The 24,447-nt window shown below is 71.9% G+C and carries 26 protein-coding genes; 20 read left to right on the top strand and 6 right to left on the bottom strand.

Annotation, left to right across the window (positions count from 1 at the left end; translation table 11 throughout):
• Positions 1-46: 46 nt before the first annotated feature.
• The 5 genes from pdhA to AW27_RS16320 all read left to right on the top strand — a co-directional run bounded on the left by pdhA (position 47) and on the right by AW27_RS16320 (position 5,618).
• Positions 47-1,255, top strand: coding sequence for a pyruvate dehydrogenase (acetyl-transferring) E1 component subunit alpha (gene pdhA, locus AW27_RS16340; protein ID WP_037920562.1), 1,209 nt, complete (start codon positions 47-49; stop codon positions 1,253-1,255).
• Positions 1,255-2,235, top strand: coding sequence for an alpha-ketoacid dehydrogenase subunit beta (locus tag AW27_RS16335; RefSeq protein WP_037920564.1), 981 nt, complete (start codon positions 1,255-1,257; stop codon positions 2,233-2,235). The genes pdhA and AW27_RS16335 overlap by 1 nt, the downstream gene beginning before the upstream one ends.
• A gap of 13 nt (positions 2,236-2,248) precedes the next feature.
• Positions 2,249-3,703, top strand: coding sequence for a dihydrolipoamide acetyltransferase family protein (locus AW27_RS16330; RefSeq protein WP_037920565.1), 1,455 nt, complete (start codon positions 2,249-2,251; stop codon positions 3,701-3,703).
• Between the two features lie 123 nt (positions 3,704-3,826).
• On the top strand, positions 3,827-4,762 hold the full coding sequence (locus AW27_RS16325; protein ID WP_037920567.1) for a GNAT family N-acetyltransferase: 936 nt from the start codon (positions 3,827-3,829) through the stop codon (positions 4,760-4,762).
• Between the two features lie 91 nt (positions 4,763-4,853).
• Complete coding sequence (locus AW27_RS16320; RefSeq protein WP_037920570.1) at positions 4,854-5,618, top strand: hypothetical protein; 765 nt, start codon at positions 4,854-4,856, stop codon at positions 5,616-5,618.
• A gap of 59 nt (positions 5,619-5,677) precedes the next feature.
• Here AW27_RS16320 and AW27_RS16315 read toward each other — a convergent pair whose 3' ends face one another.
• Complete coding sequence (locus AW27_RS16315; RefSeq protein ID WP_037920572.1) at positions 5,678-6,094, bottom strand: PPOX class F420-dependent oxidoreductase; 417 nt, start codon at positions 6,092-6,094, stop codon at positions 5,678-5,680.
• Positions 6,095-6,167: 73 nt separating this feature from the next.
• Positions 6,168-7,373 (bottom strand): DUF1266 domain-containing protein, encoded by a 1,206-nt coding sequence (locus AW27_RS16310; RefSeq protein ID WP_037920574.1) that lies wholly within the window; start codon positions 7,371-7,373, stop codon positions 6,168-6,170.
• A gap of 115 nt (positions 7,374-7,488) precedes the next feature.
• On the opposite strand from AW27_RS16310, the gene AW27_RS16305 reads away from it, so the two are divergent.
• From AW27_RS16305 to AW27_RS16295, 3 genes are all read left to right on the top strand, one after another.
• Complete coding sequence (locus AW27_RS16305; RefSeq protein ID WP_052030360.1) at positions 7,489-7,761, top strand: glutaredoxin domain-containing protein; 273 nt, start codon at positions 7,489-7,491, stop codon at positions 7,759-7,761.
• A gap of 158 nt (positions 7,762-7,919) precedes the next feature.
• Positions 7,920-9,797, top strand: a complete 1,878-nt coding sequence (locus AW27_RS16300) for a C1 family peptidase (RefSeq protein WP_236647596.1) — start codon at positions 7,920-7,922, stop codon at positions 9,795-9,797.
• A gap of 15 nt (positions 9,798-9,812) precedes the next feature.
• Positions 9,813-10,136, top strand: coding sequence for a hypothetical protein (locus AW27_RS16295; protein ID WP_037920579.1), 324 nt, complete (start codon positions 9,813-9,815; stop codon positions 10,134-10,136).
• On the opposite strand, the gene AW27_RS16290 is transcribed toward AW27_RS16295, so the two are convergent.
• Positions 10,108-11,298, bottom strand: a complete 1,191-nt coding sequence (locus AW27_RS16290; protein ID WP_037920581.1) for a DUF418 domain-containing protein — start codon at positions 11,296-11,298, stop codon at positions 10,108-10,110. The genes AW27_RS16295 and AW27_RS16290 overlap by 29 nt on opposite strands.
• Positions 11,299-11,527: 229 nt before the next feature.
• On the opposite strand from AW27_RS16290, the gene AW27_RS16285 reads away from it, so the two are divergent.
• Positions 11,528-12,178, top strand: coding sequence for a GntR family transcriptional regulator (locus AW27_RS16285; protein WP_037921374.1), 651 nt, complete (start codon positions 11,528-11,530; stop codon positions 12,176-12,178).
• Positions 12,175-13,596, top strand: coding sequence for an MFS transporter (locus tag AW27_RS16280; RefSeq protein ID WP_078556297.1), 1,422 nt, complete (start codon positions 12,175-12,177; stop codon positions 13,594-13,596). The genes AW27_RS16285 and AW27_RS16280 overlap by 4 nt, the downstream gene beginning before the upstream one ends.
• Positions 13,597-13,697: 101 nt before the next feature.
• Here the strand turns inward: AW27_RS16280 and AW27_RS16275 are convergent, their stop codons facing one another.
• On the bottom strand, positions 13,698-14,528 hold the full coding sequence (locus tag AW27_RS16275) for a maleylpyruvate isomerase family mycothiol-dependent enzyme (RefSeq protein ID WP_037920583.1): 831 nt from the start codon (positions 14,526-14,528) through the stop codon (positions 13,698-13,700).
• A gap of 162 nt (positions 14,529-14,690) precedes the next feature.
• Between AW27_RS16275 and AW27_RS16270 the strand changes: the two genes are divergently transcribed.
• A complete protein-coding gene (locus AW27_RS16270) occupies positions 14,691-15,470 on the top strand; it encodes a carbon-nitrogen family hydrolase (protein ID WP_037920586.1) in 780 nt (259 codons plus the stop codon).
• A gap of 105 nt (positions 15,471-15,575) precedes the next feature.
• On the opposite strand, the gene AW27_RS16265 is transcribed toward AW27_RS16270, so the two are convergent.
• Together AW27_RS16265 and AW27_RS16260 are read right to left on the bottom strand one after the other, a co-directional pair.
• The gene (locus AW27_RS16265) at positions 15,576-15,860 is read right to left on the bottom strand and encodes a hypothetical protein (protein ID WP_236647597.1); all 285 of its coding nucleotides are present in this window, start codon (positions 15,858-15,860) and stop codon (positions 15,576-15,578) included.
• A 115-nt stretch (positions 15,861-15,975) separates the two neighbouring features.
• Positions 15,976-16,479 (bottom strand): LURP-one-related/scramblase family protein, encoded by a 504-nt coding sequence (locus AW27_RS16260; RefSeq protein WP_037920587.1) that lies wholly within the window; start codon positions 16,477-16,479, stop codon positions 15,976-15,978.
• A 32-nt stretch (positions 16,480-16,511) separates the two neighbouring features.
• Here AW27_RS16260 and AW27_RS16255 point away from each other — a divergent pair, with 32 nt between their 5' ends.
• The 9 genes from AW27_RS16255 (at position 16,512) to AW27_RS16215 (ending at position 24,432) form a co-directional block, all read left to right on the top strand.
• On the top strand, positions 16,512-17,312 hold the full coding sequence (locus AW27_RS16255) for an ATP-grasp domain-containing protein (protein WP_037920590.1): 801 nt from the start codon (positions 16,512-16,514) through the stop codon (positions 17,310-17,312).
• A gap of 29 nt (positions 17,313-17,341) precedes the next feature.
• A complete protein-coding gene (locus tag AW27_RS16250) occupies positions 17,342-17,899 on the top strand; it encodes a DUF4240 domain-containing protein (RefSeq protein WP_037920592.1) in 558 nt (185 codons plus the stop codon).
• A 447-nt stretch (positions 17,900-18,346) separates the two neighbouring features.
• Entirely contained in the window at positions 18,347-19,912 is a 1,566-nt protein-coding gene (locus AW27_RS16245; protein WP_037920594.1) for a recombinase family protein, read from the top strand.
• 473 nt (positions 19,913-20,385) lie between these two features.
• Complete coding sequence (locus AW27_RS16240; RefSeq protein ID WP_037920596.1) at positions 20,386-20,628, top strand: hypothetical protein; 243 nt, start codon at positions 20,386-20,388, stop codon at positions 20,626-20,628.
• 10 nt (positions 20,629-20,638) lie between these two features.
• Positions 20,639-21,157 carry a DUF6879 family protein gene (locus AW27_RS16235; protein WP_236647598.1) on the top strand — a complete coding sequence of 173 codons (519 nt, stop codon included), beginning with the start codon at positions 20,639-20,641 and terminating at the stop codon, positions 21,155-21,157.
• A 12-nt stretch (positions 21,158-21,169) separates the two neighbouring features.
• Positions 21,170-22,018, top strand: a complete 849-nt coding sequence (locus AW27_RS16230; RefSeq protein WP_037920600.1) for a helix-turn-helix domain-containing protein — start codon at positions 21,170-21,172, stop codon at positions 22,016-22,018.
• A 63-nt stretch (positions 22,019-22,081) separates the two neighbouring features.
• Positions 22,082-22,306, top strand: a complete 225-nt coding sequence (locus tag AW27_RS16225; RefSeq protein ID WP_078556407.1) for a hypothetical protein — start codon at positions 22,082-22,084, stop codon at positions 22,304-22,306.
• The gene (locus tag AW27_RS16220; RefSeq protein WP_052030361.1) at positions 22,303-22,533 is read left to right on the top strand and encodes a DUF7848 domain-containing protein; all 231 of its coding nucleotides are present in this window, start codon (positions 22,303-22,305) and stop codon (positions 22,531-22,533) included. Before AW27_RS16225 ends, AW27_RS16220 begins: the two co-directional genes overlap by 4 nt.
• A 54-nt stretch (positions 22,534-22,587) precedes the next feature.
• Entirely contained in the window at positions 22,588-24,432 is a 1,845-nt protein-coding gene (locus tag AW27_RS16215; protein ID WP_037920602.1) for an NHL domain-containing thioredoxin family protein, read from the top strand.
• Positions 24,433-24,447 lie beyond the last annotated feature (15 nt).

Raw genomic sequence — 24,447 nt, 5'->3', positions numbered from 1 at the left:
ACTGGACCCCGGAGAACCCGGGTGCCGGACCGACGGAGGAGCACAAGTGACCGTGGAGAGCACTGCCGCGCGCAAGCCGCGACGCAGCAGCGGCACCAAGCGGGCGGCAGGTGCGGCGAGCGCCGCCAAGCCCGCCGCTGCCACCGCGCAGACGCAGGACGCTGAACCTCAGCTCGTACAGCTGCTGACGCCCCAAGGGGAGCGGGTCGACAACGCGGAGAACGCGGAGTTCGCCCCCTTCGTCGCAGACATCACCACAGAGGACCTGCGCGGCCTGTACCGCGACATGGTCATGACCCGCCGCTTCGACGGTGAGGCGACCGCCCTGCAGCGCCAGGGCGAGCTGGGGCTGTGGGCCTCGCTCCTCGGCCAGGAGGCCGCGCAGATCGGCTCCGGCCGGGCGCTGAACGACGCGGACTACGTCTTCCCGACCTACCGCGAGCACGGCGTCGCCTGGTGCCGCGGGGTCGACCCGACCAACCTGCTCGGGATGTTCCGCGGTGTGAACCACGGCGGCTGGGACCCCAACCTCAACAACTTCCACCTCTACACGATCGTCATCGGCTCGCAGACGCTCCACGCGACCGGGTACGCGATGGGTGTGGCCAAGGACGGCGCGGACGCGGCCGTGATCGCCTACTTCGGCGACGGCGCGTCGAGCCAGGGCGACGTGATGGAGGCCTTCAACTTCTCCGCCGTCTACAACTCCCCCGTGGTGTTCTTCTGCCAGAACAACCAGTGGGCGATCTCCGAGCCGACCGAGCGCCAGATGCGCGTGCCGCTCTACCAGCGCGCGCAGGGCTTCGGCTTCCCCGGTGTCCGTGTCGACGGCAACGACGTCCTGGCCTGCCTGGCCGTGACCCGCTGGGCACTGGACCGGGCGCGCCGGGGCGAGGGCCCGACCCTCGTCGAGGCGTACACGTACCGCATGGGCGCGCACACCACCTCCGACGACCCGACGAAGTACCGGCGGGACGAGGAGACGGCGGCCTGGGAGTCCAAGGACCCGATCCAGCGCCTGAAGGCCCACCTGCTGGCCACCGGCGGCGCCGACGAGGCGTTCTTCGCCGAGCTGGAGGCCGAGAGCGAGGCCATGGGCAAGCGCGTGCGCGAGGCCGTGCGCGCCATGCCCGACCCGGACACCATGGCGATCTTCGAGAACGTCTACGCGGACGGGCACGCGCTCGTCGACGAGGAGCGCGCCCAGTTCGCCGCCTACCTCGCGTCCTTCGAGTCGGCCGAGGAGGGTCACTGATGGCTGCCCAGAAGATGTCGATCGCGAAGGCGCTCAACGAGTCGCTGCGCAAGGCCCTGGAGCAGGACCCGAAGGTCCTGATCATGGGCGAGGACGTCGGCAAGCTGGGCGGTGTCTTCCGGATCACCGACGGCCTGCAGAAGGACTTCGGCGAGGAGCGGGTCATCGACACCCCGCTGGCCGAGTCGGGCATCGTCGGCACCGCCATCGGCCTGGCCCTGCGCGGCTACCGGCCGGTCGTGGAGATCCAGTTCGACGGTTTCGTCTTCCCCGCGTACGACCAGATCGTCACGCAGCTCGCGAAGATGCACGCGCGCGCCCTGGGCAAGATCAAGCTGCCGGTCGTCGTGCGCATCCCCTACGGCGGTGCCATCGGCGCGGTCGAGCACCACTCGGAGTCCCCGGAGGCGCTGTTCGCGCACGTCGCGGGCCTGAAGGTGGTCTCCCCGTCGAACGCCGCCGACGCCTACTGGATGCTCCAGCAGGCGATCCTCAGCGACGACCCGGTGATCTTCTTCGAGCCGAAGCGCCGCTACTGGGACAAGGGCGAGGTCGACACCGAGGCCATCCCCGGCGAGCTGCACACGTCGCGCGTGGTGCGCGAGGGCACCGACCTCACCCTGGCCGCCTACGGCCCGATGGTGAAGGTCTGCCTGGAGGCGGCCGCCGCGGCCGCCGAGGAGGGCAAGTCGGTCGAGGTCCTGGACCTGCGCTCGATGTCCCCGGTCGACTTCGACGGGATCCAGGCGTCCGTGGAGCGGACCCGCCGGCTCGTCGTCGTCCACGAGGCGCCGGTCTTCCTCGGCGTGGGATCGGAGATCGCCGCCCGCATCACGGAGCGGTGCTTCTACCACCTGGAGGCGCCGGTACTGCGCGTGGGCGGCTTCCACGCCCCGTACCCGCCGGCCCGCCTGGAGGACGAGTACCTGCCGGGCCTGGACCGGGTGCTCGACGCCGTCGACCGCTCGCTGGCGTACTGAGGAGCCACGTTCCATGACCATCCGCGAATTCAAGATGCCCGATGTGGGCGAGGGCCTCACCGAGGCCGAGATCCTCAAGTGGTACGTCCAGCCGGGTGACACCGTCACCGACGGCCAGGTCGTCTGCGAGGTCGAGACGGCCAAGGCCGCCGTCGAGCTGCCGATCCCGTTCGACGGTGTCGTGCACGCCCTCCTCTTCGACGAGGGCACCACCGTCGACGTCGGCCAGGTGATCATCTCGGTGCAGACCGGTGACGCCGGCGCCGAGGCCCCGGCCGCCGCCGAGGCCGCTCCGGCGGCCACCGCCCCCGCCGCCGAGGAGGCCGCCCCGGCGGCCCGCCAGCCCGTCCTGGTGGGCTACGGCGTCGCCGAGTCGTCCACCAAGCGGCGCCCCCGCAAGGCCGCGCCGGCTCCCGCCGTCGCCGCGCAGAACGGCACCGCAGCGCCCGCGGCGGCGCCCGCCGCCCCCGCCGCCCCCGCGGCTCCGGCCGCGCCGGTGCAGCCCGCGGTCCCGGCGCAGCCGACCGGTGAGCGTCCGCTGGCCAAGCCGCCGGTGCGCAAGCTCGCCAAGGACCTGGGTATCGACCTGGCCTCCGTGGTGCCGACCGGTGACGGCGGCGTGGTGACCCGGGAGGACGTCCACGCGGCGGCCGCCGCGGCGATCGCCCCGCAGGCCGCCCCCGCGGCCGCGGCCCCCGCCGCGGCCCAGGCCCCGGCGGCCGAGGCCGTCGCGGCGGTGTCCACCGTCGCGCTGGCCGAGCCGTCGGCGCGGGAGACCCGTATCCCGGTCAAGGGTGTACGCAAGGTCACCGCCCAGGCCATGGTCGGCTCGGCCTTCACCGCGCCGCACGTCACCGAGTTCATCACCCTCGACGTGACGCGCACCATGAAGCTGGTCCAGGAGCTCAAGGACGACCCGGACCTCGCCGGTCTGCGGATCAACCCGCTGCTCCTGATCGCGAAGGCCGTCCTGGTGGCCATCCGTCGCAATCCGGACGTCAACGCGTCCTGGGACGAGGCGGCCCAGGAGATCGTGCTCAAGCACTACGTCAACCTGGGCATCGCGGCGGCCACCCCCCGCGGGCTGATCGTCCCGAACATCAAGGACGCCCACGCCAAGACCCTGGGCGAGCTGTCGGAGTCCCTGTCCTCGCTGGTCGCCACGGCCCGCGACGGCAAGACCTCCCCGGCCGACATGCAGAACGGCACCATCACCATCACCAACGTCGGCGTCTTCGGCGTCGACACCGGTACGCCCATCCTGAACCCGGGCGAGTCCGCGATCCTCGCGGTCGGCGCGATCAAGCTCCAGCCGTGGGTCCACAAGGGCAAGGTCAAGCCGCGCCAGGTCACCACGCTGGCGCTGTCCTTCGACCACCGCCTCATCGACGGTGAGCTCGGCTCGAAGTTCCTCGCCGACATCGCGGCGGTGCTGGAGCACCCCCGCCGGCTGATCACCTGGTCGTAGCGGACACGAGGACGAAGCCGACGGCCGGTCTCCCCCGAGGAGGCCGGCCGTCGGCCTTCTGCGCCCGCCTCCACGGGCGGCAAACCCCTGGCCGTGCCCTGCGCCCCGTGTGATCATCTGCGCATGCTTTTCCGTGCCGCCACCGCAGGTCCCGCAGACCTGGCCCGTGCCGTCGCCCACCCTGCGGCCGGCCCCGTCCCCGCCCTCACCGCCGGAAGGATCCGCGAGGAGCTCGCCGGGAACCGCATCCGCCCCGAGTGGATCTGGACCGCCGAGGACGAGGGCGGGCGGATCCTGGCCCGCGCCCTGTGGTGGGGGCGGGCCGACAGCGAGCGGCCCATCGCGCTCGACTGCCTCCAGGTGGCCGCCGGCGTGGCCGACCCGGCCGGGGTCGCCGCCGGGCTGCTGGACGCCGGACACAAGGCCTTCGGCGGGCTCCCCGGCTACACCATCTCCCTGCCCCGGGGCTGGCGGGACGCCCCGGAGCTGGCCGCGGCGGTCGGCTGGCGCCAGGAGGCCGCGTACCGCACGGGACTGACCCGCGAGATCGAGCGCCTGCGCTACGAGTGGACCCCGGCCGCCGGGATGCCCGCGCCCACCGACCGGCTCGTCTTCCGCGAGGGCACCGACGAGGAAATGCTGGACGCCTTCGCCCGGCTGTCCCGGGGCAGCCTCGACCTCGCCACCCGGCACGAACTGGAGGTGATGGACGCCGAGCAGCTGGCCCGCGAGGACTTCGACTTCTACTTCGACTGCCCCGGCGAGCGCTCCTGGTGGCGCCTCGCCCATCTGCCGGACGGCCGCCTCGCCGGTCTGGCCGTGCCCTCGGCGACCCCGTACCACCGCAACGTCGGCTACCTGGGCGTCGTACCGGAACAGCGCGGCCGGGGGCTGATCGACGAGATCCTCGCCGAGATCACCCGCTTCCACGCCTCGCAGGGCGCCGAGCGGATCACCGCGACCACGGACACCGTGAACAAGCCGATGGCCGCGGCCTTCGACCGCGCCGGCTACGAGGTCACCGAGATCCGCCTCGTTCTGGAAGCGCCGGGGCGGTGAACCGGGCCGGCCCGCGAGCACCGGGGCGCGCCGGGGTGGGTACGGCTCCCTTCCCCGAGGGGTAACCTGCCGCCCGGGGAAGGGGGCCGGGGTGTCCATCGCCGAACTGCAGGTCTACTCCGTCGAGGAGGCCGACGTCACCGGTGGCGTGTGCGTGGTCCGCTGCATCGGCGGGGTGGCCCGCGCGGGGCAGGTCTACGCCGTCGGGGCGTCGCGGATGGGCCTGCGCCACATCGAGCGGTACGGACGGACCGTCGGCTCCTTCGACGCCGGTCACACGGCGAAGGTCCACTTCAGCGGCGCCATCGTCGCACTGCTCTCCCGCGGACAGGTGCTGACCTCCGTGCCGCCCGGCGGGCACGCGCTGGAGGATCTGGAGGCCTGGCTGGCCGCTGACCCGCCGCTGCGGGACGAACCCCATCCGCGGACGCTGCGCGTTCTGGCCGGGGTGCGGATGCGCGACGAACGGCTGCCGGACGGGATCCGGCTGCGCTGGGGCCGGGTGGCACTGGCCGCCACCTACCGCTGCGCGGCGGCCGAAGACACGGCGGAGCTGGTCCGTGCCCCCGAACTGGCCTGTGTGCGGGCCTACTTGATCGAACAGTTCGGCCCGGACCGCGGCGGTGACCCGGCCGCCCTGTGCCGGGACCTGTTCGCGCTGATCGACCTGACCCCGGAGCAGGCGGCGGCCCAGGGCCGCGTCTGGCGCGACCTCCCGCACCACCGCATCCGCCACCTGCGCCGTATCAAGGCGCTGATCCCGTGGCTGACGTCCCTGCGCCGCCACCTGCCGGACGGCACCCCCGCGGCGACCGCGGTCGACGCCTGGACCCGGGTCAGGCCCCTGCTTCCGTAGGCGGCGCAGCCCCGGCCCGCACGTATCGCGGGCCGGCGCGGCCTTCCGTACGCCGGCGTTCAGCCCTGGCGGGCGGCGTTGCCGAGGACCCTGGTCGGGGTGATGCGGACGACCACGCGGACGTTCTCGGGCGGGGCGTCCTGGTACTCCTTGCCGGCGCCCGGTCCCATGTACTCCTCGGCGATGCGGACGGCCACCGCGCGGCCGGCGTCCTCGGTGACCGTGGCGGTGCCGCGGATCTCCGCGTACAGGAAGGGGTTGGCCAGGTCGAAGACGGTCAGCCCGACCCGGCCGTCGCGGACGATGTTGCGCTCCTTGCGGCGGCCCTGCTCGGTGGAGATCAGCAGGTCGCCGCCGTCACGGGTCACCCAGATCACGGAACTCTGCGGGCTCCCGTCCGGGTTGATGGTCGACAGGACGGCGGGGTGCGGTGCGTCGAGCAGCCCGCGCACGGTTTCGTTCATCTCGACAGTCATGGGAACGAGGCTAGTTCGGCCGGGTGCGGTCCGCGGGCGGATGTCGGCCGGGCCGCCGACTACCCGAGGTCGCTCACTTCCACGGGATGTTGCGCCAGGGGCTGGCGGGGTCGGTGGTCAGCGTGACGTGGGCGGCGAGGGCGCCCGTGTACCAGGTGCCGAACTCCTCCTCGTCGAAGTGCAGGCACCGGCCGAGGACGTACCCCGCGGAGAACTCCTGCCACGAGCGGTAGGTCTCGCGGGCGGCCTCCCCGGCGCGGAGCACGGCCCTCTCCGCCTCGTGCAGGGTGCCGTAGCGGCAGCCGATGCCCCAGCGGGCCATCTGGGAGGCGCGGCCGAGGTCCCAGGCCTCGACCGAGCGGACCCAGCCGTCCTCGGGGAGGAGGCCGTCGGCCCGGAAGCGCTGTTCGTAGCGGGCGATCCGGCCAATGAGGCGCTTGACGCCGGCTATCTCCCCCTCGACCTCGGCGCTCGGGCGCGGCCGGGCGACGGTGACGCCGTCCGGGGTGAGCTGCGGTTCGGCGGAGCGTTCGGCGTTGCGGCGCAGGCTCGCCTCGGCGGCGTGCCGCCAGTGCTCGACGTCGACGGGCCCCGCGAAGTCGGAGGCGAGGACGCGGCGGACCCGGAGCGCGAATTCCCAGACGGGGCTGACGACCGAGGTGCTCAGCAGCTCTTCCAGGACGGCGAGCCAGTCGGCCCGGTCGGTGATGCCCCAGCTCTTCGCGACGCGGCGGCGCTCGTGCCGGTAGCCGCTGCCGTGGTAGGCGAGGGCGTTCCAGAACTCGCCGTTCGTGACGGCGAGATGCCCGCCGACGGCGAGCCCGTGGGCGATGTCGCCGTGCAGCGGCCCGCCGGTGAAGAGGGCGTGGACCCGTCCCTCGGGCAGGCCGTAGTGCGGTGCGGCGTCCGCGTGCGCGCGCCAGCGGGCCAGGTCGGCGGGGGTGGTGGTGAGGTACGCCTCGGCGGGGGAGCCCGGGTTCACGGCGAGGAAGGCGGGGTCGTCGGCGGCCCACACCTTGGAGAACCAGCCCAGGCTGCGGGACTCGAAGACCGTCTCCGGGCTGGGCGCGGGCAGCATCCCGGCGGTGAGGACGACGAGCATGCGGTTCGCGGTGGGGTGGAAGAAGACCGCATCGGGGTGCGCGTCGGACTGCACGCGGGGCTGCACCAGGTAGAGCTGGGAGCGTGCGAGCACCTCGAAGTACGCGGTCCAGTCCCCGGCGCCCTTGGCCTCGTACAGCTCTCTCTCGATGACGCTCGGCGCGATCCAGGTGCCCATACGGGGACCCTATACGGACCCCCCGGCGGGCGAGCCGGCCCGTTCTGCCTTCCCGCGGGTACTGTCGTCCGGGTCGGGCGGGGGTCGGGCGGGGGTCGGTCAAAGGGGTTGTGACATGGAGAGGTTCGTTTCGAAGGGGTCCGGCCGTGGTGCCGTCACCGTGTACTGGCGGCCCGGATGCGTCTTCTGCATCAAGCTCTTCACCCAGCTCCGGCTGGCGCGGATCCCCTACCGGAAGGTCGACATCTGGCGGGACCCGGACGCGGCGGCCTTCGTCCGCGGCGTGGCCGACGGCAACGAGACCGTCCCGACGGTGGTCGTCGCGGACCACCCGCCGATGGTGAACCCGTCGCTGGCCCGGATCAGAGCGGCCCTCGCCGACGACTGACCGGTAGGGGGCGACCTCTGTGGGAACGCCCCCTCGTGCCACCGCGCGACCGTGCGGACCCCCTTGACGGTCCCCGGCGGCGGAGGGAAGCTCCCCGGATCTCTGATCCGCACGGGTGCAGCCGGGGGGCCGCCATGCCGCAGGAGTCCGTTCAGACGGTGGGGGAGCTGCGAGCGCAGCTGATCGCGCAGGGGGCGCGCTGGTCGGTCCTGGAGGACCTGGCCGACGAGGAGCCGGTGCCGCGGCCGGCACTCGGTCTGGAGCCGGGGGCGAACCTGACGCCCGCCGAGGACGTGGGCACGATCGACCTGCGGGGGATCATCGAACACCCCAGCGGCAACCCGCACCTGACCCGGCGCCGGGCCGCCCACGGACTGCTGGCCGGGGCCCCGGCAGGGGAACCGGCCCGCCGGGCGAGGCCGGCCGCCGTGGACTGGCGCAACCGCTGGGGCCTGCCCTGGATCACCAAGGTCAAGGACCAGAACCCGTGCGGTTCCTGCTGGGCCTTCGGCGCCACCGGCCTGGTGGAGTCCATGACCCGCATCGAGCACGACGTGTGGGCGGAGCGCTCCGAGGGGGACGTCCACGACGGCCTGCGCTTCACCTGCGGCCAGGGCAGCAATCCGGAGACCGCCCTCGACTGGATCAAGGCCAACGGCGGGCTCGCCGACCCGGACTGCTGGCCGTACAGCACCCCGCCCGCCGGGCTGCCGGCCGCCCGCCGGGACGCCTGGCGCGCCGAGTACAGGCCCAGCTGGGACCGGTCCGGCCGGACCGTCCGGATCTCCGACTACGTCCGGCTCGGCGACGTGGAGCAGCAGAAGGTGTGGCTGGACACGGTCGGCCCGCTGACCGCCTGTTTCGACGTGTACGACGACTTCTTCGGCCTCGGCGCCGGGGTCTACCACCGCACGAGCGACCGCCTCGCGGGCGGCCACTGCGTCCTGGTCGTCGGCTACGACGACGCGGCGGGCTGCTGGCTGTTCAAGAACTCCTGGGGCACCGGCTACCACGTCGGCGGCTACGGCCGGATCGCCTACGGCGAGGTGAACGTCGACCACTGGGCCAAGTGCGGACTGCGCGGCACCAACCCCGATCCGTGGACCAAGCGCCGCCTGCACACCGGCAACGTCTACGAGAGCGGCAACGGCCGCGCCCACCGCAACTTCGAGCTCCTCGCGACGACCACGGGCGCCCGCCTCCAGCACTGGTGGCGCGAGGGCGACGCGCCCTTCGCCTGGGCCCGCGCGGGCACGTTCGCGGGCGACGCCTCGGGCCAGCCGGCGTTCACCGGGACCACCTACAACCGGAACATGGAATCCCTGCACGTGACCACGGGCGGCAGGCTGCGCCACTGGTACTACGAGCAGTCGGCCGGGGTGTGGCGCGACGGCGGCGTCTTCGGGCCGGGGGACGCGGCCGTCGGCTCGACCCCGGCGTTCATCCAGAGCGACTACGGCAAGCCCGGCAACTTCGAGGTGGTCGTCCGCACCGCCGACGGCCGGCTCAACCACTGGTGGCGGATCAACGGCGCCCCCTGGACCTGGAACGACGGCGGCCGCTTCGCCTCCGGCATCGCCCACTACGGCCCGGCCCTCGTCCAGACCCGCTCCCGTCACCTCGACCTGGTCGCCGCCCGTACCGACGGCCGCATGCAGCTGTGGTGGCGCGACGACCCCAACGGCTTCGTCTGGCGGGCCGGGGAGGTCTTCGGCAGCGGTGCGCCGGCCACCTCCGCGCCCTGCCTGATCGAGGGGCAGTACGGAGCCGCGGACGAGGACACCGCCGGGAACTACGAACTGTGCGTGGCCGTGGCCGGCGGGCAGGTGGAGCACTGGTGGCGCGGCAACGCGGGCGGTTCCCCCTGGCGGCGCAGCGCGGTCTTCGGCCACGACGTCACCGCGGTCACCGGGATGCTCCAGGGCAGCTTCGGGTTCAACCTGGAAGTCGTCGTCCTGCGCACCGACCGCCGCTTGCAGCACTACTGGCGCGACGGCGCGGGCTGGCACGAAGGGCCGGTGATCGGCCCCGTCTGAGAGGACCGGGCGGGCGTGGAGGTACGCAGGGTCGTGCTGGGCCCCGGTGAGCGCTACGAGCTGCGGCTCACCGGGCGAGGGGCGCGCGGATACGTGTGGACCTGGCAGGTCACGGGCGACACGGACGCGGTGTCGGTGGCGCCGGGGCCGACCGTCGCGGGCGCCGCGACGCCCGGGGCGGCGGTGGAGCTGAGCTACGTCGTCAGGGCCCTGCCCCCGGGCGGCGGCCGGGCGGGGATCCGCTTCGCCCAGGTCAGGCCGCCCTACCCGGACGAGGCGCCGTACGACGAATTCCTGCTGGAGGTCGAGGTCACGCCGGGGAGCGGCGGCGCGGGCTGAGTACCGCGTGCTGCAAGCCCTCCAGGGGGCCGCGGTCGAAGCGGCGCAGCCACAGCCACGACCCGGCGGCCAGCGTCAGGCTCACGCCCGCCCACAGGCCCATCACCCACCAGGGGCCGCTGCCGCCGAGCCGGGCGGCCAGGCCCAGCCCGAAGCCGTAGCAGAGCAGCACGCAGAGGAGGTTCTGGGCGACGTAGCAGGACAGGGCGGTGCGGCCGATGCGGCCGAGGGCGCGGGTCACGGGTGCGGGGACCCACAGCCGGTCCAGGGCGATGCCGATCAGGCCGATGTAGCCGAGGGCGAGCAGCGGCGCCGCTCCGTAGCGGCCCAGGAGGTAGAAGTCGCCGCCGCCGAGGGTGGTCGCGCAGTTCAGCGGCAGTCCGAGGCCCAGGCCCCAGCCGGCCAGCCGGATCCTGATGCGGCGGCCCTCGGCGGTGGCGGTGAAGGCGCCCGCGCGGTGGAGCCGTACACCGAGGAGGAAGAGGAAGACCAGCAGCCCGAAGGAGATGACGGGCTCGATGCGCAGGGCGGCGACGTGCTCCAGGCGGAAGGCGGCCTGCGCCGGCCAGCTCCCGTGGGCGTACAGATCGACGGCCGCCGGGTCCGGGGCCTTCGGCGCGCCGTCCGGCCGGCTCAACGCGTCGAGGGTCAGCAGGCCGACGAGCGCCAGGTGCATCCCGGCCGCCGTCCACAGGGCCGCCCGCCGGACCTTCTCCGAGCGAGCCAGCAGCCAGGCGACGAGCAGGGCGGTCACGGCGTACCCCATCAGCACGTCCCAGGCGAAGACGAGGACGAAGTGGACGGTTCCCTCGACGAAGAGGAAGGCGGCGCGCTTCGGGTAGCGGCCGGGCCACCGCTCGCCGCGCCGGGCGGCGGCATCGAACTGGATGGCCAGGCCGACCCCGAACAGGACCGTGAGCAGAGCCAGGAACTTGCCGTCCGCGAGGAAGCGGAAGACGGCCTCGGCGAGGGTGGCGGCGGAGGGGTCGGCGAGGGCGTCGGGCGCCTTCATGCCGCCCTGGAGCACGCTCCACTCCGAGCCGGGGGAGGCGAAGATCCAGACGTTGGTCATCAGCGTGCCGAGGATGGCGGCGCCGCGCAGGATGTCGAGCAGGGGGAGCCGGGTGGTCGTGCGGACCACCGGGGCGAGGGTGTCGGCCATGACTCCAGGCTTCCGGCGCGGCGGACCGGGTACGTCCTGCGGCCGGACGAAGACGCCGTACATCCTTCGGTGCAGGCGGTACCGGGCGGGGTCGGAGACGGGCCGCTGCGGCCTCCTGCCCGGGGCGGATGTCCCGCAGCGGTCCTCCTCGCAGCGGTCCTCCTCGCCGGGAGGTCCATATCCCGGACCGGTCCACTGGCTGCACCCCTGTTGTATCTATGCTGTGCGCATGCCTGCCGTCACCAGCACCGCGACCGCCGCCGAACGCGTCTACCGGCACGTCAAGCACGGTGTGCTCGACCGGCACTACGAAGGAGGCACCCTCCTCACCGAGGGCGAACTCGCCGAGGCGGTGGGGGTGTCCCGGACCCCGGTCCGCGAGGCGCTGCTGCGCCTGGAGACCGAGGGGCTGCTGAAGCTGTACCCGAAGAAGGGTGCGCTGGTCCTGGCGGTCTCCGCGCAGGAGATCAGCGACGTCCTCGAAACCCGCCTGCTCGTCGAGGAGTTCACCGTGCGCAGGGCCGTGCCCGCGCCCCCCGGCCTGCTGGACCGGCTGGAGGCGCTGCTCGGCGAACAGCGCCGGCACGCCGCCGCAGGCGATCTCGCCGCGGTGATGGCGGCCGACCGGGGCTTCCACGCCGAGATCGTGCGCAATGCCGGCAACCAGATCCTGAGCCGGCTCTACGACCAACTCCGCGACCGGCAGCTGAGGATGGGCGTGGCTCTGCTGCACGCCCACCCCGACCGGCTGGAGCGGACGCTGGCCGAGCACGCCGAGATCCTGGACGCGCTGCGGGCCGGGGACGCAGCCGCGGCCGCAGCCGCGGTGCGCGGGCACATCGGCCGCGTCGAGTCACTGGTGCGGGGGCCGGGCCGGTGAGCGCCGGCCCGTCGAGCACGACGCCGGGGGCGGCGGGGGCCACCGGGGCGGCGGGGGCCCGGAGCGCCGGGCCCGGGGACCCGCCGGGCGGCGGGAGGGCCGTCGCCGTCTGGGGCATCGGCGTCGCCGTCTACTTCGTGGCCGTGATCTTCCGCACCAGCCTGGGCGTGGCCGGTCTGGAGGCGGCGGACCGCTTCCACGTCAACGCCTCGGCCCTCGCCACCTTCTCCCTGCTCCAACTCCTCGTCTACGCGGGCATGCAGGTCCCCGTCGGCCTGATGGTGGACCGGCTCGGCACCAAGAAGGTGCTGACGCTGGGCGCGGTGCTCTTCACCGCGGGGCAGCTCGGCTTCGCGCTCTCCCCCTCGTACGAGACGGCCCTCGCCGCCCGGGCGCTGCTCGGCTGCGGCGACGCGATGACCTTCATCTCCGTGCTGCGGCTCGGCACCCGCTGGTTCCCGGCCCGGCGCGCGCCGTTGATGGCGCAGCTCGCGGGTCTGGTCGGCATGGCGGGCAACCTCGTCTCCACCCTCGTGCTCGCCCCCGTGCTGCACGGGGTCGGCTGGACCGCGGCCTTCGCCGGCAGCGCGGCGGCCGGGCTGGTGGTCCTGCTGCCGCTGGTGCTGTTCCTGCGCGACCACCCCGAGGGGCACGAGCCGCCACCGGCGGCGGCCCGCAGCGGCGGCGCGGGCTTCGTGCGCCGCCAGATCAAGGCCTCCTGGAGCGAACCGGGCACCCGGCTCGGGCTGTGGGTGCACTTCACCACGCAGTTCCCGGCGATGGTCTTCCTGCTGCTGTGGGGCATGCCCTTCCTCATCGAGGCGCAGGGGCTGACGCGGAGCACGGCGGGCGGGCTGCTGACCCTGGTCGTCGCCTCGAACATGGCGCTCGGGCTGGTCTACGGCCAGATCATCGGCCGCCGCCAGGCCGCGCGGATACCGCTCGCCCTGGGGACGGTGGGCCTGACGGCCCTCATGTGGGGGGCGGTCCTCGCGTATCCGGGCGGGCACGCGCCGATGTGGCTGCTGATCACCCTGTGCGTGGTGCTGGGCGGCTGTGGCCCGGCATCGATGATCGGCTTCGACTTCGCCCGCCCGGCCAACCCGGCCGAACGCCAGGGCACCGCCTCCGGGATCACCAACATGGGCGGCTTCATCGCCTCGATGACGACCCTGCTGACGGTGGGCGTCCTGCTGGACGCCACCGGTGACGACTACCGCATCGCCTTCTCCACGGTCTTCGTGCTCGAAGCGATCGGCGTCACCCGGATCCTGAGCCTGCGCAGGCGCGCGCTCTTCCGGGAAGCGGCCCGCGGCCGCGTCGCCGTTCCCGCGCAGGCGAGCGGGCCGGAGGCGGACCCGCGGCCGTGGTCCGCCGTGTGTCCGCTGCCGGGGACGACGGCGCGCGAGACGTCGTAGGCCGCTTCCGGGGGTCGGGGAGTCCGGGGGTCGGGGAGTCAGGGGGTCGGGGAGTCAGGGGATCAGGGGGGCAGGGGTTTGCAGGGGCAGTGGGGCCCGGCTCACGGGGTCACGGCGAACTGGGTCAGGATGGCCTCCGCCAACTGAGCGTCGCCCTCCACCTTCACCCGGTCGGCGACCGCGTGCGCCCGCACCCGGCCCGCCGCGAGCCGGACGTAGGTCTCCCAGTCCAGGGCCAGCGTCACCGCCGGACCGAGCGAGGGGGACTTGTCCATCGTGCCGCGGCCGTCCGCGTCCACCCGAACGGTCCGCATGAACTCCAGCTGACCGTGCACGTCGATCACCACGGCCGAGCCCGCCGGGGCACCCGCACGCTTCGCCACCACCTTCGGCAGCCCGGCCAGCAGGAGGTCCTGCGCCACGTACGCGCCCGGCGAGTCCCAGTTCCCCGGCGCACCCAGCGCCCAGCGCAGGTCCTGCTCGTGGATCCACACGTCGAAGGCCCGCAGCCGCAGCGCCTGCTCCAGCGTCACCTGGTCGCCCAACGGCCCCCGCACCATCGTGCCGGGATCCCGCTTCTCGTTGCGCAGTTGCCGCGCGCGGCGGATGACCGTGTACTCCAGCTCCGAGGTCATCTCCGGCGCGGTGTGGTGGCGCCGTACGTCGACCTGGACCTCCATGTACCGGCTGAACTCGTCCACCACGTGCCGCAGGTCCCGCGCCACGGTGTGGATCGGCCGGGGGTCCCCGAGCTGCTCGCACTCGATGCCGATGATGTGGGAGACGACGTCACGGACCGACCATCCGGGGCACGGGGTCGCCCGGTTCCACTCGCCCTCCGCCAGGGGGAGGACCAGCTCGGATATCGCCTCGATCGAGTGCGTCCACGCGTCGGTATAGGGCTGAAGACTGGGATGCGGATGGACGGTCAACGGGACCCCTCGCGGTGCTGTTCAGTGGCGTCGTTCAGTGGCGCGTTTCGGAAGCGGTGGACTCAGTTTCCAAAACTACGCTGCCCGTGAGCACCCCGGCAGTGCTTTCGTGTGACGATTCATAGGCCGAGTTGACGGCTTGAACACCAGGACGGTGGTAATGTGCGCGCCTCGCTGATCCAAATCGCAGTGAACGAGGGCGAGTCGGTGTCTTCCCGACGCGCCCGCGTGGCCGATCTCGTACGGGAGCAGGAGGAGTCGGACCTCGTCGTGCTGCCCGAGCTGTGGACGGTCGGCGCCTTCGCGTACGAGCAGTTCGAGACCGAGGCCGAACCACTGGACGGGCCGACCTTCGAGGCCCTGTCCAAGGCCGCGCACGATGCCGGGGTCTGGCTGCACGCGGGCTCGCTCGTGGAGCGCGCGGGCGACGGCTCCCTCTACAACACCGCCCTGGTCCTCTCCCCGGCCGGCGAGCTGGCCGCCACCTACCGCAAGATCCACCGATTCGGCTTCGACCAGGGCGAGGCGGTCCTCATGTCCGCCGGGGACTCCCTGACCACGGTGGAGCTGCCGGAACAGACCCTCGGCATCGCCACCTGCTACGACCTGCGCTTCCCGGAACTGTTCCGCGGCCTGGTTGACGCCGGGGCCACCACGATGGTCGTCGCCGCCGGCTGGCCCGCCCGCCGGCGCTCGCACTGGACGCTGCTGAACCGGGCGCGCGCCGTCGAGGACCAGTCCTACGTCCTGGCCTGCGGGCTGGCCGGCACCCACGCGGGTGTCGAGCAGGCCGGACACAGCCTGGTCGTGGACCCGTGGGGCGAGGTCCTGGCGGAGGCCGGCCCCGGCGAGGAGGTCCTCACGGTGGACCTGGACCCGGCCAGGGTCGCCGACACCCGCGCGCAGTTCCCTGCGCTCAAGGACCGCCGCCTGGGCCGCTGACGGTCGCCCCGGCGGGTCAGCCGGTGAGGAACCACAGCCACACCGCGAGGACGGTGGGGACGGGGCAGGCCAGCGCACCGAGCAGGAGCACCCGCGCGGACCCGGTCAGCCTGCGGACACCGGGCGCGCGGGCCAGCGCGGTGAGCCCGAGGGCGCCCGCCGGGAGGGGAAGGAACCACAGGAGCAGCTCGCCGATCGGCTGCCCCGCCGCCGCCCCCAGACCAGCGCGACCGACAGCAGGCCGCCCACCCAGGCGACCGACAGGACGGTGACCGCCCACACCAGGGCCGCGAGCGCGACGACGCCGGGCCGATCCCTGCCGACGGGGACGTGGACCTGCTGCGCGGGCTGCCACCGCCCGTAGAGGGCCGCGTAGGCGTCAGGGCGCACCGTGGGGTTCCTTCCGTGGTTGCCGAGGGGGGACGCCCACGATCCTCGCCGCCGGCTGCCGCCCCGGCATGAGCGCGGATGCTCAGTCTCCGATGGGTCGCGTACTCACGTCCGCTCAGTCCTGCGGGGAGTCCTCCCGCTCCTTCTCCGCCATCCGGATCACGCACACCGCGACCGCGACCAGCAGCGCCGCGTCCGCGTCCTCCCGGACCACGTCCACCGCGTACGTCTCCCGCACCCGGTACCACTGCCGGGAGACCAGCGCGAGCAGCTCGCCCTCGTACTCGACCTTGAACTCCCGGTCCAGGATCCGCCCGCTCACATCGAGCTCCGTGCCCTCGACCAGCGTCACCCGGAAGTGGTTGCGCAGCAGCGAGAAGCGCTTCCTGCGGATCACCGCGAGCCGCTGCTCGTCCCGCTCCAGGGTCATCGCGTCGCGGAACCCGAAGAGCCTTTCCCGCAGCGTGATCAGGATCCGACCGTCCGGGTCCTTCAGCTCCAGCGTGTCCCGGAACCGCAGTGCCTTCCCGTCGACGAGGAAGGCGTGCCGCCCGTCCTCGTCCTCGATCCAGTAGTCGTCCCCAATGGCAAGCATTTTGTCCCGAACGAGGTATTTCATGCCCTCATCAGTGCCCGCGATAGGTTGCCCTCATGCCCCTGCTCTACGTGACCGACCTGGCGTACCCCGCACGCGGCCGCCGCTACTGCGACGAGGACATATTCCTCACCTCGCGCCTGCGCGAGCACTTCGACCTGGCCCTGTGCCATCCCGCCGACGCCCGCACCCTGATGCCCGGCTTCGACGCGGTGATCGTCCGCAACAGCGGCCCGGTCCTGCACTACCAGGAGGAGTACGACGCCTTCCGGGCCGCCGCCCTCGCCGCCGGCACGCCCGTCTACAACCCCCTCACCGGCCGCGCCGACATGGCCGGCAAGCAGTACCTCCTCGACCTCACGGCCGCCGGCCACCCGGTCATCCCCACGATCGACGACCCGGCCCGGCTCGCCGAGCTGCCGCAGGTGCCCGAGTACGTGGTCAAGCCGAAGCAGGGCGCCGACTCCATCGGCCTCACCTTCACCGCGACACCGGGCGGTGAGGCCGGGGCCGTGCTGATCCAGCCGCGCATCGACTTCGCGTACGAGGTCTCCTTCTACTTCGTCGACGACACCTTCCAGTACGCGCTCCACGCCCCGGACCCGGCCCGCCGCTGGGAGCTGCGCCGGTACGAACCGACCGGCGAGGACCTGGCGTTCGCCCGCGCCTTCGTCGAGTGGAACACCCTCTCCCACGGCATCCAGCGCGTGGACGCCTGTCGTGCGCCCTCCGGCGAACTGCTCCTCGTCGAACTGGAGGACCTCAACCCGTACCTGTCCCTCGGCCTGCTCCCGGCGGAGGTCCAGGATGCCTTCGTCACCTCGCTCACGGCATCCCTGCGCTCGTTCCTGGGCTGATGTCAGTGCCGGGTGCCAGGCTTCTCCCCATGGACCAGCAGACGTTCTGGCAGTTGATCGAGACGGCCCGCGCGGACGCGGCGGCGGCGCCGACGGCGGGCACGGGCGAAGCGGAGAGCGCGGTGGCGCGGCGCGCCGCGGAGCTGCTCGCGGCGCGCCCGCAGGCGGAGGTGGCCGCGGCCCAGCAGGTGCTGTGGGACCTGCTCGCGGAGTCCTACCGCAGCCCGCTCTGGGCAGCGGCCTACATGATCAACGGCGGCTGCTCGGACGACGGTTTCGACTACTTCCGCGGCTGGCTCCTCACGCAGGGCCGGGCGGTCTTCGACGCCGCCGTGGCCGACCCGGACTCCCTCGCGGAGCACCCGGCGGTCCGGGAGGCGGCGGCGGAGGGCCTGGAGCTGTGGGACGAGGAGGCCCTCTCCATCGCGTGGACCGCGTACGAGAGCGCCACGGGCCGCGAGCTCCCGGCGGAGTCCTTCACGATCGGCTACCCGCCTCTGGATCCCGCCTGGGACTTCGACTTCGACGACGATGCCGAACTGGCAACCAGGCTGCCGCGCCTGAGCGCCCTGTTCGGGCCGGCGTAGCCATACGGCGGCGCCTCGCCTTCCCCGGCCTTCGCAGCGGGCGGCCGGAGCCCGTCGGCGTCGGGACCGGTCCCGACTGGGAACGCGGACGTGTGCACCGCCCTGTGCATCCGGCACACCGGCCGGACCGGTCACATGACCTTCCTCCGGGAGTTTTCGGAAGTCGCCGTGCTGGAGCGCATGCCCTGAGCAGGCGCTTCGTACGGGCGTGATGGGTCGTCCACGGGCGGATGGCAAGCTGTGAGGATGAACGATGCTGCCCCGGCGCCCACCCCTGCGCCCGCGCCCCGCCGTGCCCGTGTCCGCGCTCCCGAGCTGATCGGCAAGGGCGGTTGGCTCAATACCGGAGGCAAAGAGCTCACCCTCGCCGACCTGCGAGGTAAGTGCGTTGTTGTAGATTTCTGGATTTCCTGAATCAATGTGCGCACTCCTCGCTAGCGTGGGGACGTGCACCAACACATCACTGCTGACCTGTACTTGCGCCTGTCCCTTGACCGGGAAGGCAAGACCGCGATCGACCGGCAGGAAGCCGACTGCCGTGCGTGGGCGGAGCGCAACGGACTGACCGTCCGCAAGGTCCACATCGACCGTGGACGTTCCGGTTACAAGAACGTCAGCCGCAAGGGGTTCGATGCGGCGATCACAGCAGCCACGGCCGGCGTCGTGGGCGTTCTGATCGTCTGGAAGCTCGACCGCCTGTCCCGCAAGGGCATCGGCGAGGTGGGCAAGGCGCTGGACGACATAGGCCGGGTCGGCGGACGGCTGGTCTCCGTCATGGACGGCCTCGACACGAAGAACGACAGCGCCCGGGTCACCATCGCGATGCTGGCGGAACTGGCGCGCAACGAGTCCCGCAACCTTGGGATGCGCGTCGGCAACGCCAAGCGGTACCTACGGCAGCGGGGCCAGTGGATCGGCGGACAGCCGCCTTACGGGCTGCTGGTGGACCCGGAGACGAAGAAGCTCGTCCACGACCCCGAGACCGCCGTCTACGCCCGCCTGATCGCCGACGAAGCACTGTCCGGGAAGGCCCTCGTCCACATCGCCCGACTGCTGAACGAGCACGGGGTGGAGTCGGCCCGCGGAGGCGAGTGGAACTCGTCCAGTGTCATGCAGCTCCTTCGCTCACCGGCCTTCGCCGGACTCATGCCGCAGACCGAGTACGAGGAGCAGCCGGACGGGACCCGCAAGTACATGAACCGGGTCTCCCCCTACCGGGACCCAAAGACGCTGGAGACCGTGAGCATCGGTGAGGGGATCATCACGGTCGGGGAGCGTGAGCTCATCCTCCGCCAGCTCGAAGCGCGCACGTTTCCTCTGGCGGGGAAGCGGCACGGTCACAAGCAAGGGAAGTCGCTGCTCACCGGGATAGCGCGCTGTGGGCTCTGTGGGGCCCGGATGAGCAAGGCCGGCACGTCGTACCAGTGCTCCAGCCACCGGATGGGGCGAGGATGCTCCGGCGTCTCGGTTCGGGTGGAGAGCATCGACGACTACGTAACCCGGGCATTCCTCTCACGCCTGCCGTCCCTGGAGCCCCAGGACCCGCTGCTCGCCGTGATCGCCGATCGCTGGGTACAGAGGGAGGACCCGGAGGTTTTCGCGAAGCGGGACGCGATCGAGGCGGAGATCGCGGACGAGGGGGCCCGTCTGGCGGACCTGGAGGAGGCCAGGTACGTCCGTGGCGAGTTCACCGGCGCAGACGCGATCGACCGGTACAACCGGCTCGCCGGACGACTTCGTACCCGGATCGAGGGGCTGCGCGCGGACCTACTGCGGATGCCGACCCCTTCCGTGGACATCTCTCCTCTCCTGGATGCGGGCCTGCTTCGTGAAGCTTGGGAAGCCGACGATGCGGCCGGAAGACGTGAGCGCCTTGGCCTCGCAATCGATCGAGTGGAAGTCCGGCGAGGCAGGGTGGGCGTGAGGTTCGACGGCGACGAGCGCTGCCGGATCGTCTGGGCGTCGAGAGACGGTGTTGGGGAGGAGCCGGCGGGTGACGAAGTGACGAAATGACGGTCGAAGTCCATTACCTCCTTAAGAGATGTTCTGAGTCTCTATGGATGGAATAGAACTAAACGTCATTCCGTCACTTCGTCACTGGGGCGGCCCGAGCGTCGGTGCGAAGTTGCCCTGTGGTCGCCATCCCGACCCCGGCCCCAGCTCGGAAGGCGCACGCTGGGTGTGACTCCGTTTTTCGGGCCCACGGTGGCTCTGACCAGCGCATATCGATCACCGAAGGCGCGAGAGCGGCACAGTTGACGCCCTGCAAATCCCGCCGCAGGCCCCACGAAGCCACCCGGCGGGCCTTGGAACACCATGGGCCCGTGCTCGTCGGCCCCGATGGGTGCGGTGGGTGCGGGGGTGCGGGGGCTTTGGTCCGTTCGATTGCAGCCCAACCGCCTTGTGCAAAGGCCCTCTTGCGCGGCTCAGCCGCCAGGGTGAGGCTCGTGCACGCCGGTGCAAGGCACTCGACGGCGGGAGCGACCATGACCCTAAAGTTCCTCGGCATCATCCCGAACACGCCGACTGACGAGTCTCCGACGATCTGGCTCCACGAGGAGACCGGCGACCTTCTGATCCAGTCGTACAAGGCGACGGAGGACGAGGTGAAGGCGTGCCAGGAGATCGGTTCGATCCCGGGTCACTCCACGGACGTTCCGGACCACGAGACGATCATCCGGCTGCCCGCGGTGATGCTGAAGTACATCCCGCGCCCGGACGACAACTGAGAGGCAGGCCGTGCAGCCACCCGCCCGTCATGCACTCGCACGAGCAAAGCACTCGGCGGTGCACCTTGAGTTGCGTGACAGCTACATGCTCGGTGATCCCGAGTTCATCGCGTGGCAGCAGGGGAAGCGCCTCGACCCCGCTGACCGGTCTTCGTGGTGGGGCGGCTGGCACGATGCGGTAAGCGAAGCGACGGCCCGAGGGGTCGTGGTCCGGCGGCTTCGGATCGTGTCGGAGCCGATCAGCGACTACGTGCGGTACGAGTACGACTGCACCTTCACGAACATCGCGGCGGGCGAACTGGTCCGGTGGCTGCCACGGCGGCAGACGACGGACTTGGCCTTGCCGGGTACCGATTTCTGGCTGTTCGACAGCACGCAGGCGCTGTTCCACCACTTCACCGGGAACGGGCAGCTCGACCAGGACGGGCGGGAGTACACGGACGAGCCCGAGCGGGTGAAGCTGTGCGCCGTTGCGTTCGAAGCAGCCTGGCAACGGGCCGTCCCGCACGAGCAGTACCGACCGCGCTGAGCTGTCACCACCATGGCCGTCTCACCCTCATCAAGCGCACAGCAGGCCCGGCAGGCTCTGGCGAATCGACTTGCTGAGCTGTGCCGGGATGCCGGCCTCACCGGACGGGACATCGCCCGTCTGTGCTCCTGGCATCCGTCCAAGTCGTCACGGATCATGAACGCGCGCACGCCCCCGTCCCCTGACGACATCCGGGCTTGGTGCCAGGCGTGCGGGTCGGAAGATCAGACGGAAGACCTCTTGGCCTCGCTGCGTACCGCCGAAGGCATGTGGGTCGGGTGGCGGCGCATGGAGCGCGCCGGGCTCAAGCAGGCCCAGGAAGCCCGTCTCCCGCTCTTCGAGCGAACCCGCCGGTTCCGCGCGTACTCCTCGTGGTTCGTTCCGGGCCTGATCCAGACCTACGGTTACACGGAAGCCGTCTTGCGCGCGGTCCAGCGCAGACGGGTCGAAGTGGACGACGTTGCCGATGCGGTCGCCGTCCGCATGGAGCGTCAGCGCGTGCTCTACAAGGGTGATCGGCGGTTTGCGTTCCTGGTTGAGGAATCGGTCTTGCGGAACGGGCTCGGTGGGGCGGAGGTACAGGAGGAACAGCTCTGCCACCTCCTCACGGTCGGCTCTTTGCCCAGCGTCAGCCTGGGCGTGGTCCCCACACGAACCGAACGCTCCCGGATGCCGGTGGAAGGGTTCTGGATCTTCGACACCGGACAGGTCAACGTCGAGCTGGTCTCGGGCTACCTCACGCTGACCCAGCCCAGTGAGGTTGCCGCTTACGCGGACACGTTCAGGGAGCTGGCTGACATGGCGGTCTACGGAGCGAAGGCCCGAGCGCTGATCACGAGCGTCATTCAGACCCTGCGGTGATAGCCGTGCAACCTCATGCAATCTCATGGCGAGTGCGACCTCGGCGTTCCTAGCGTGGTCACCATGCGGACGACACGAGATCGGGCCGTGAAGCCGATCACCTATGCGCAGCCCGCAGTAGAGCTGCCGCTGCGAACGGATCCGGAGCCCGTACCGGCAGCCGGCTGCGGAGTCTGCGCCGCCCTGGTTGCGCAGCGTCGAGAGGCCCGCCTCGAAGGCGACGGCTCCGTGGTCAGTGACTGCAACGTGGAGCTCCGGAACCACCCGCACCCCGGGGAGTCGACGTGAGCGTGAAAGCCGTGATGCGATACGTGAGCTACGTCATGCGCCGCCACCCATCGGCCGAGACCACGGCAACCGCGCGGTGCCTGAACCCGGACTGCCAGTGGACCTCCGAGCCGACCGGGAACGCTGACGTGTGCACCGACATGTGCATACAGCACACCGGCCGGACCGGTCACATGACCTTCCTCCGGGAGTTCTCGGAAGTCGCCGTGGTGGAGCGGGTGCCCTGAGTCGCTTCGTACGGGCGGGATCCCGCCTTCACACGCGGATGGCAAGCTTGAAACATGAACGATGCTGCCTCGGCGCCCACCCCTGCGCCCGCACCCCGCCGTGCCCGTGTCCGTGCCCCCGAGCTGATCGGCAAGGGTGGATGGATCAACACCGGCGGCAAAGATCTGAAGCTGGCCGACTTCCGAGGTCGCACATTGATCCTCGATTTTTGGACCTTCTGCTGCATCAACTGCCTGCACGTCCTCGACGAGCTGCGCGAGCTGGAGGAGAAGCACAGCGACACCGTCGTGATCGTCGGCGTGCACTCGCCGAAGTTCGTGCACGAGGCCGACCACGCGGCCGTCGTCGACGCCGTCGAGCGCTACGAGGTGCACCACCCCGTCCTGGACGACCCCGAGCTCGCCACCTGGAAGCAGTACGCCGTGCGCGCGTGGCCCACGCTCGTCGTGATCGACCCCGAGGGGTACATCGTCGCCCAGCACGCCGGCGAGGGGCATGCGCACGCCATCGCGAAGCTGGTCGAGGAGCTGGAGGCCGAGCACCAGGCCAAGGGCACCCTGCGGCGCGGGGACGGGCCGTACGTGGCGCCCGAGCCCGTCGCGAGCGACCTGCGCTTCCCCGGGAAGGCGCTGCTCCTGCCCAGCGGGAACCTGCTGGTCTCGGACTCGACGCGGCACCAGCTGGTCGAGTTGGCCGCCGACGGGGAGAGCGTCGTACGCCGCATCGGCAGCGGCGAGCGCGGCTTCACCGGGGACAGCTTCAGCGAGCCGCAGGGGCTGGCGCTGCTGCCCGACGGGCGGCGGGTGGTCGTCGCCGACACCGTCAACCACGCGCTGCGCGTCCTCGACCTGGAGACCGGGGCGGTCGAGAGGGTCGCCGGCACCGGACGGCAGTGGTGGCAGGGCTCGCCGACCTCCGGCCCGGCCCTTGAGGTGGATCTGTCCTCGCCGTGGGACGTGGCCTGGTGGCAGGGCAAGGTGTGGATCGCCATGGCCGGTGTCCACCAGTTGTGGACCTGGGACCCGGCGGAGGGGACCGTCGAGGTGGCCGCCGGCACCACCAACGAGGGGCTGCACGACGGGCCGGCCGCGGAGGCCTGGTTCGCCCAGCCGTCCGGGCTCGCCGCCGCCGGGGACCGGCTGTGGATCGCCGACTCCGAGACCAGCGCCCTGCGCTATGTGCACGCCACCGACTCCGGCTACGCCGTCACGTCCGCCGTCGGCACCGGCCTGTTCGACTTCGGGCACCGGGACGGGGACGCGGCCCAGGCCCTGCTCCAGCACCCGCTCGGGGTGACGGCCCTGCCGGACGGCTCGGTCGCGGTGTGCGACACCTACAACCACGCGCTGCGCCGCTACGACCCGGCTACCGGGCAGGTCTCGACCCTGGCGACCGACCTGCGCGAGCCCAGCGATGCCGTCCTGGTCGGAGAGGACATCGTGGTCGTCGAGTCCGCGCGGCACCGCCTGACCCGGCTGCGGCTCCCGGAGGAGGCGGTACGGGTGGACGCGGTCGCCCACCGCACCCAGCGGGCCGCCACCGAGGTGGCGCCCGGCACGCTGCGCCTCGACGTGGTCTTCCGGGCCCCGAGCGGGCAGAAGCTCGATACCCGCTACGGGCCCTCCACCCGCCTGCTGGTCTCCTCGACCCCGCCCGAGCTGCTGACGTCGGGGGAGGGCGCGGGGACCGACCTGTTCCGGGAACTGGAGCTGAACCCCGACCTCACCGAGGGCGTGCTGCACGTCTCGGCGATGGCGGCGTCCTGCGACGACGACCCGGCCAACGAGTACCCGGCCTGCCACGTCCACCAGCAGGACTGGGGCGTGCCCGTCCGGGTCACGGCCGACGGCGCCGCCCGGCTCCCCCTCGTCCTGGCCGGGATGGACGAGGAGGGCTGAGGCCGCTCCCCGCCT

Source organism: Streptomyces sp. PCS3-D2 (genome assembly GCF_000612545.2).
Classification (GTDB): Bacteria; Actinomycetota; Actinomycetes; order Streptomycetales; family Streptomycetaceae; genus Streptomyces.
This window is presented reverse-complemented; position numbering and strand designations above follow the sequence as displayed.

What these genes read in the sequence shown, in the direction of transcription:
- AW27_RS16335 (WP_037920564.1), top strand. Translation starts at nt 1,255, where the DNA reads ATGGCTGCCCAGAAGATGTCGATCGCGAAGGCGCTCAACGAGTCGCTG.
- AW27_RS16330 (WP_037920565.1), top strand. Translation starts at nt 2,249, where the DNA reads ATGACCATCCGCGAATTCAAGATGCCCGATGTGGGCGAGGGCCTCACC.
- AW27_RS16325 (WP_037920567.1), top strand. Translation starts at nt 3,827, where the DNA reads ATGCTTTTCCGTGCCGCCACCGCAGGTCCCGCAGACCTGGCCCGTGCC.
- AW27_RS16315 (WP_037920572.1), bottom strand. Translation starts at nt 6,094, where the DNA reads ATGACTGTCGAGATGAACGAAACCGTGCGCGGGCTGCTCGACGCACCG.
- AW27_RS16310 (WP_037920574.1), bottom strand. Translation starts at nt 7,373, where the DNA reads ATGGGCACCTGGATCGCGCCGAGCGTCATCGAGAGAGAGCTGTACGAG.
- AW27_RS16305 (WP_052030360.1), top strand. Translation starts at nt 7,489, where the DNA reads ATGGAGAGGTTCGTTTCGAAGGGGTCCGGCCGTGGTGCCGTCACCGTG.
- AW27_RS16290 (WP_037920581.1), bottom strand. Translation starts at nt 11,298, where the DNA reads ATGGCCGACACCCTCGCCCCGGTGGTCCGCACGACCACCCGGCTCCCC.
- AW27_RS16285 (WP_037921374.1), top strand. Translation starts at nt 11,528, where the DNA reads ATGCCTGCCGTCACCAGCACCGCGACCGCCGCCGAACGCGTCTACCGG.
- AW27_RS16260 (WP_037920587.1), bottom strand. Translation starts at nt 16,479, where the DNA reads ATGAAATACCTCGTTCGGGACAAAATGCTTGCCATTGGGGACGACTAC.
- AW27_RS16255 (WP_037920590.1), top strand. Translation starts at nt 16,512, where the DNA reads ATGCCCCTGCTCTACGTGACCGACCTGGCGTACCCCGCACGCGGCCGC.
- AW27_RS16250 (WP_037920592.1), top strand. Translation starts at nt 17,342, where the DNA reads ATGGACCAGCAGACGTTCTGGCAGTTGATCGAGACGGCCCGCGCGGAC.
- AW27_RS16240 (WP_037920596.1), top strand. Translation starts at nt 20,386, where the DNA reads ATGACCCTAAAGTTCCTCGGCATCATCCCGAACACGCCGACTGACGAG.
- AW27_RS16230 (WP_037920600.1), top strand. Translation starts at nt 21,170, where the DNA reads ATGGCCGTCTCACCCTCATCAAGCGCACAGCAGGCCCGGCAGGCTCTG.
- AW27_RS16225 (WP_078556407.1), top strand. Translation starts at nt 22,082, where the DNA reads ATGCGGACGACACGAGATCGGGCCGTGAAGCCGATCACCTATGCGCAG.
- AW27_RS16215 (WP_037920602.1), top strand. Translation starts at nt 22,588, where the DNA reads ATGAACGATGCTGCCTCGGCGCCCACCCCTGCGCCCGCACCCCGCCGT.